Origin of the sequence: Streptomyces sp. NPDC059900 (genome assembly GCF_050270335.1) — a bacterium.
Taxonomy (GTDB): Bacteria; Actinomycetota; Actinomycetes; order Streptomycetales; family Streptomycetaceae; genus Streptomyces.
Map to the genome: position 1 here is coordinate 1 of NZ_JBNNJZ010000456.1, position 6,736 is coordinate 6,736.

Below are 6,736 nucleotides of genomic sequence, written 5' to 3' on the forward strand. Positions count from 1 at the left end.
CTTCCAGACCGTCCTCCGCGGCGTAGGCGTCCCGTGCCACGACGATCGCGACGGGTTCCCCGACGTAGCGGACCCGGTCGCGGGCCAGGACGGGCATCGCGGTGGGCACGAACTCCGACAGCGGGCGCCCGAGTTCGGCGGTGATGTCGAGCAGCTCCAGGTCGTCGGCGGCGAATGCCGCGACGACGCCCGGCACGTCACGTACCGCCGTCAGGTCGATCGAGGTGATCTCGCCGTGCGCGACCGTGCTGCGCACGAACTGGGCGTGCAGCATGCCCGGCAGCGCGATGTCGTCGACGAACCTGCCGCGTCCGGTGAGGAGCCGGGGGTCCTCACGCCGGGGCACGGACCGGCCGACCAGCCGATCCGGCCTCGCTTGCTCGTTCATCGGGCCTTCGCCTCCTCACAGGCACGCCGGACCAGCGTGCGGACGAGTTGCTTGCGGTAGTGCGTACTGCCGGACGCGTCGGCCGGCGGTTCGACGGCATCCGCCGCCGCGGCGGCGCACTCGGCGAAGGAACCGCCGTCCGCGAGGACCGCTTCCGCCTCCGGCACCCGCACCACGGCCGCGGCGACCCCGCCGAGCGCGACACGCCCGCCGCGTACCGCACCGCCCGCGACATCAAGGTCCACGACGGCCGAGACGAGGGCGAAGTCACCCTGCCGTTCGGCGAATTCGGTGAGTGCGGCGTGCGGGGCCGGACGCGGGAAGACGATCTCGACGAGGATCTCGTCGAAGTCGAGTGCGGTGGTGTAGTAGCCGAGGAAGAAGTCCCCGGCCGCGATCCTGCGCTCACCGCGCGGTCCGCGGACCACGAACTCGGCGTCAAGGGCGAGGGCGAGCAGACACCACTCGGCGGTGGCGTCGGCGTGCGCCATGCTGCCGCCGACGGTGCCGCGGGTGCGGATCGGCAGATGCCCGACCCGCCGCATGGCCTCGCGCAGCACGGCGAAGTCCGCCCCGAGCCGCCCCGCCGGGTCCCTCTCCACCGTGTGATGCGTGGTGAGCGCGCCGACGCGCAGCCCGCCCGCCGCGTCCGTGCGCACCCGGTCAAGCTCCCGGAGTCCGGCGATGTCGACCAGGTGCCGGGGCCGGGCGAGCCGGAAGTTCATCATCGCGACCAGACTCTGGCCGCCTGCGACGACCTTGGCGTCATCACCGAGCTCGGCGAGCAGACGCGTGGCGCCTTCGAGGTCGCGGGCCCGGTGATAGGCGAAGGGGGCGGGCTTCACGGCGCCACCTGCTCGGTGACCGGCAGCGGCGACGGCACCGGGGGTTCGTCCCCGCCGTCCAGCTCGCGCCCCTTCGTCTCCGGTGCCGCCACCGCCATCCACCCGACGGCCACCAGGACCGTCCCGCCCAGCACGGCGAACGTCAGGGGAAGACCGAGCAGCGGCCACATCACCGAACCGAAGAGCAGCGGCGCGAACCCGGTGAGCGCCCGGCTGGCCGAGGAGGCCCAGCCGAAGCCGCTGGCGCGCAGGGGAGTGGGGTAGAGCTCGGAGACGTACGCGTACAGGGCGGGGATGGCCAGCTGGGCCAGGAAGCCGAAGACCCCGATGGCCACGACCGACCCGGTCGGCATATCCCTGACCAGCGCGAACACCACAAGGGCGAGCGAGGCGACCGGCGCGGAGACGCCGATCAGCCACTTGCGTCCGACGAGGTCGACCAGGGCAGTGGAGACAAGGACACCGACGATGCCCACGCCGCTCATCAGGGTGGTGCTCATGAACGCGGCCGTGTCGCCCTGGCCCTCCTCCTTGAGGATCGAGGGCATCCAGCTCAGCGCCGCGTAGTAGACGAGCATGATCGTGGCGAAGAGCAGCCAGGCCGCGGAGGTGATGCGCGGGCTGAAGCGCCAGATGCGGCGCAACTGCTCGGCGGCGGCGGCCACGCCGCGCGGCCCGTCGTCCGGCACCGGCTCGGGGATGACGTAGGGCTCCACCGGGGCGCCCGTACGGGCCACCAGGTCGTCGATGACCTTGCGCGCCTCGGCCTCGCGGCCCTTCTTGGTCAGATAGATCGGCGACTCGGGGATGCCGCGCCGGGCCCAGAACAGCAGCAGTGCGGGCAGGACCATCGTGGCCAGCATCCACCGCCAGTTGCCGTCGAGCGTCAGCATCGCCGTCGAGACGAGTCCGCACAGGGTCACGCCCACCGGCCACCACGCGTCGAGCGCGGTGAGGATCCTGCCCCGGTACTTGCGCGGCGAGAACTCGCCCACCAGGGCGTAGTCCACGGGGATGCAGCCGCCGAGCCCCACGCCCGCGAGGAACCGCAGCGCGAGGAAGACCGGATAGGTCGGCGCGAGCGCTCCGAGCACGGAGAACATGGCGAAGATCAGCAGCGTGACACTGAACGCCTTCTTGCGCCCGATCCGGTCGGCGACCGCGCCCCAGGCGACGGCGCCCACGGCCATGCCCACCAGGTTCGCGGTGGCGACGAGCCCGCGCGCGCTGAGCGAGAGGTCGAAGTGCTTGCCGAGGAGCGGCATGAGGAAGCCGTTCAAGGCGATGTCGTACGCGTCGAAGAGGTAGCCGAGGCCGCCGATGATGAAGATCTTGCCCTGGACCGACCATCTCCAGGGAAGTTCCTGAACGATCTGATCGCCTGTTTTCACGTTCGCTCCCAATGGGCTCAGCGTGTGAACTGGTACTCAGCGTGTGAACTGGTAGGAGAATGCGCCGAGGTCGGGGTCGTTGAGCGGGCTGCCGCCCCAGAGCCACTCGTAGGAGAGATCGGACTCGCCGTCGAAGTCCCGCCGGAGCTTCTCGTCCCTGGCCCGCTGCTCGGGGCCGTCGGGGAAGTGGTAGAAGGTCTTGTTCTGCAGCGAGGCGTCCTGGACCATTCCGGCGTGCTTGGCGCGCCGGTCGACGTAGCGGCGCAGCGCCTGCTCGGTGTCGTCCGCCGTGACCGCGCCCAGTTCCTCGGCGAGCACGGCGGCGTCCTCCATGGCCTGCGACGCGCCCTGTGCCTGGTAGGGGAGCATCGCATGGCAGGCGTCGCCGAGCAGGGCGACGCGGCCGTCCTGCCAGACCGGGTCGCGGCGCCGGTGGTAGAGCGCGAAGCAGGAGACGTCCTCCTTCGCCTTGGAGAGCATCGCGGGGACACGGTCGTCCCAGCCCGGGAAGGCGTCGACGAGGTCCTGCGCGGTGGCGGCGACGGACCACTTCTCGGCGACCTCGTCCGTGCACGGCACACAGGCCACGATGTTGAGGTATTCGCCGCCGCGGATCATGTAGTGGACCAGATGCCGGTCGGGCCCGTACCAGATCGTGGACTGGTAGCGGTCGACCAGCCAGCGCGTCGCCGGGTCGGCCGCGATCAGCTCGCCCGGTATCAGGGCCCGGTAGGCCATCTCGCCGGAGAAGAGCAGTGTGTCGGGGGCGCCCATCAGATCGCGCACCCGGGAGCGGATTCCGTCGGCGCCGATGACGACGTCGGACACGTACCGCCGCCCGTCGTCCGTGATCGTCACCGGGCGCGCCGGGTCGGTGCGGTCGAGCTCGGCGACCTTGCTCGCGGTGTGCAGCGCGACGACGGGGCCGGGGCCCGCCGGGTCCACGCAGGCGTCCATGAGGACGCGGTGCAGGTCGGCCCGGTGGTAGTGCCAGTACGGCGCGTTGAACTGCTCCTTGCAGCGCCGCCCGAGGGAGGTCAGGCCGACGACGCTGCCGTCCTTCCAGCGCCGCCGCACCTGGTCGAGCGGTTCGGTGTGGATGGCTTCCAGCTGCCTGCGAAGGCCCAGGCCGAGCAGGACACGGCTGGCGTTCGGCGCGGTCTGGATGCCCGCGCCGACCTCGCCGAGCTGCGGCGCCTGTTCGAGCACGGTGACCCGCAGACCGCGGTGCCGCAGCGCGAGGGCCGCGGTCAGGCCACCGAGGCCGCCTCCGACGACGGTGACTTCGTACGACTGGCTGGACGCCACGCTTCCTCCATCTTCCTGATGTGCAAGGGCAGTTGCTGCGCGGCTCAGCGTTCGGTGAGCCGGCCGCCCGTGACGACCTCGGTCTCGTCGACCCGGACCGTGCAGCCGCGCATGGCGATGTCGAGGTGGGCGTACGACTCGCGTCCGAGGACGGGGTGGGGGCCGGTGGACCACAGGAAGTTCCCGGCGAAGGCGCGGGCGTCCATGCCCATCAGGTCGTCCTTGCCGTACATGGCGGTGGCGAACCAGTCGGCCGTCCGCATCAGGCCCCAGCCCATGTGGGAGAGGCTGCGCGCCCACTGGTCGTCGGCGTCCTCGAAGAACGTGTTCAGGAGTTCGGCCTCGGCGCCGCCGGACACCTTCTCGATCTGCCCGCCCGAGATCTGGAGGGTGACCGGCTGGCGGACGTACTCCTTGAAGGGCAGCAGGATGTCGCCCTCGGCGAGCACGAGCTGCCCGTCGGAGATCTCCGGCCAGCACAGGACCATGGTGCTCGGCCAGTGGTCCCAGCGGCCCGGGTCGTCGGCGAAGCCGCACTGGAACTCGGGCTTGGAGCCCGCGAGTTGCACGGTCAGGTCCGTGCCCGCGTCCGAGGTGACCCGCATGAGCGAGGACCGCTCGAGCAGCTGGACGCCTTCGAGGACCTCGTCCTTGTCGGCCTCCTCGGGCAGATTGCGGATGAGGACGTCGGGTGCGTCGCAGACGAAGATGATGCGGGTGCCCGCGCGCAGGATCTCCTGCTGCACCGGCGCGTGGATGAAGCCCTCGCGGGTGATGTCGACGACCAGGTCGGCGGACTTCAGGAGGTCCTGCGCGGTGGTGTCGTTGAGCACGGAGACAAGGCCGGGGCCCGCACCCGTGTGGGTGCTCGGCATCGGCGCGGGGCTGCCGCCGGGGACGGTCGCGGCGATGACATGGGCGCCGCAGGCCTTCGCGGCGCCGAACGCCGCCGCCACGTAGTCGCCGCGGCTGCCGGGCTCGGACAGGACGACGACGTGCTCGCCCTCCCGGAGCTTGCACAGTCGCAGTTCGCGGGTGAACGCGTCGAGCAGATCGACGGACGAAAGATCGAACACGGGGGTTCCCTTCTCTCGGGCTGCCGCAGGGCATGCGGGCAGCGCGGCTCCGGACACTTCGTGCGAGGGGACGGGAGGGGGTGCTGGGGGCGCTCGGACAGGCGTCATGAGCCCGCCGCACAGGGTCTGAACTGCGAATATGAGGCGGTGGGTGGCCGCCCGACGGAGATAATCCGAACACGTACTATCTGCCTTGGCAAGGGGTCGCGCACGGAGTTAACGCGGCTCTTTCCTGATGGGCCATCAGGAAACCTCGGCGTAATTCTGCTCCCGCGAAGGGGGTTCCCCGGCGGAGATGATTATGCAAGTGTCCTCCTTAATCTCCGGGAGAAGCGGTTGGCCCACAGGTCAACAGGGCTGTCCTGGCCTCGACATGGGGTGAAGAAGTGTTGCGGAACGGAACACGGGGGCATGACCTCGCCTCGCTGCGCCGCCTGAACACCACCGTCGTGCTGCGCGCCCTGCACCGCCGCAGCCCGCAGACCCTCGCGGAGCTTGCCGCCGGCACCGGCCTGTCCCGGCCCACGGTGGAAGCCGCCCTGGAGGAACTGGCCGCGCACGGCTGGGCGGGGGAGGCCGAGCGCGACGAAGGCGAGCGCACGCCCGGCCGCCCCGCCCGGCGCTTCCGCTTCCGCGTGGAGGCGGGCCGGGTCGTGGGCGCCGACATCGGCCTGCACAAGATGGTGCTGCTCCTCGCCGACCTCGGCGGCACGGTCCTCGCCGTGCACCGCGAGGACATCGACCCCCGGCTGGGCGGAGCCCGCAGGCTCGACCTCCTGCGCGGGGCACTCGAAGCCTTCCTGGCCGCGCACGCCGTACGGCGCGACGACATACTCGCCCGCTGCGTGGGCGTACCCGGCGTCGTCGACGCGGGCGGCACCATCACCTCGCACGTCATCCCCGAATGGTCCGGCGTCGACCTCGGGCGGCTGCTCGCCGACGAGGAGCCGGGCCACACCCTCGTCGAGAACGACGTGAACCTCGCCGTGCTCGCCGAGCGCTGGCAGGGCGCCGCGACCCTCGCCGGTGACGTCGTCTGCGTCCTGACCGGCCACCGCGTGGCCTGCAGCCTCACCATCGGCGGGCGCCTGCACCGCGGGCGGCGCGGCGGCGCGGGCGAACTGGGCCTGCTCCCGCTGCTCGGCATGAACACCGCACAGGAAGCGCTCAGCTGGCAGGGCGCACGCCGCTCCGGCGAGTCCGAGGTGGCCGCCCTCGCCCGCGCCGCCGACGACGCGGACCCGCGCGCCCTGGCCGCCGTCGCCGACTTCGCCGACCGCATTACGCCGGGCATCGCCGCCCTCGCCCTCGCCGTCGACCCGGAACTGGTGGTGCTCACCGGCGGCGCGACCCCGCTGGGCGGCCATCTCGTACCGCTCATCGAGGACCGGCTGCGCCCGCTGACGCTGCACGTCCCCCGTATCGCGCTGAGCACGCTCGGCGAACAGGGCGTCGCGATCGGCGCCGTACGCAAGGCACTTGACCAGGTCGAATCCGATCTCCTGACGGATTCGGCGCACTAGGACAGGAGGCACCCATGCGCAGGAGAACCCTGCTGTACGGAGCGATGGCGGCGCCCCTGCTCGCCGCCTGCTCCGGCCAGAGCGACGACGGCGGCGAGGAGAGCGGCGGGCGGACCACTCTCTCGTACGGGGTGTGGGACGTGGCCCAGGTGCCCGGCCTGCAGAAGGTGATCGACGCCTTCGAGAAGGAGAACCCCGGCATATC

General features: G+C 71.5%; 5 protein-coding genes and 2 pseudogenes. 2 read left to right on the top strand and 5 right to left on the bottom strand.

Going from position 1 to position 6,736, the window contains the following annotated elements:
* The 5 genes and pseudogenes from ACQKIP_RS35945 to ACQKIP_RS35965 form a co-directional block, all read right to left on the bottom strand.
* Nucleotides 1-388 (bottom strand): annotated as a pseudogene (locus tag ACQKIP_RS35945) (xanthine dehydrogenase family protein molybdopterin-binding subunit); the annotation flags it as partial.
* Nucleotides 385-1,233 carry an FAD binding domain-containing protein gene (locus tag ACQKIP_RS35950; protein ID WP_365855035.1) on the bottom strand — a complete coding sequence of 283 codons (849 nt, stop codon included), beginning with the start codon at nucleotides 1,231-1,233 and terminating at the stop codon, nucleotides 385-387. The pseudogene ACQKIP_RS35945 and the gene ACQKIP_RS35950, both read right to left, overlap by 4 nt.
* On the bottom strand, nucleotides 1,230-2,624 hold the full coding sequence (locus ACQKIP_RS35955) for an MFS transporter (RefSeq protein ID WP_365855033.1): 1,395 nt from the start codon (nucleotides 2,622-2,624) through the stop codon (nucleotides 1,230-1,232). Before ACQKIP_RS35955 ends, ACQKIP_RS35950 begins: the two co-directional genes overlap by 4 nt.
* A 36-nt stretch (nucleotides 2,625-2,660) precedes the next feature.
* Entirely contained in the window at nucleotides 2,661-3,932 is a 1,272-nt protein-coding gene (locus tag ACQKIP_RS35960) for an FAD-dependent monooxygenase (RefSeq protein WP_365855031.1), read from the bottom strand.
* Nucleotides 3,933-3,976: 44 nt separating this feature from the next.
* A complete protein-coding gene (locus tag ACQKIP_RS35965) occupies nucleotides 3,977-5,008 on the bottom strand; it encodes a hypothetical protein (protein WP_365855029.1) in 1,032 nt (343 codons plus the stop codon).
* Between the two features lie 389 nt (nucleotides 5,009-5,397).
* Between ACQKIP_RS35965 and ACQKIP_RS35970 the strand changes: the two genes are divergently transcribed.
* Together ACQKIP_RS35970 and ACQKIP_RS35975 are read left to right on the top strand one after the other, a co-directional pair.
* Entirely contained in the window at nucleotides 5,398-6,531 is a 1,134-nt protein-coding gene (locus ACQKIP_RS35970; protein WP_365855027.1) for an ROK family transcriptional regulator, read from the top strand.
* Nucleotides 6,532-6,545: 14 nt separating this feature from the next.
* Nucleotides 6,546-6,736: pseudogene (locus ACQKIP_RS35975) on the top strand (ABC transporter substrate-binding protein); the annotation flags it as partial.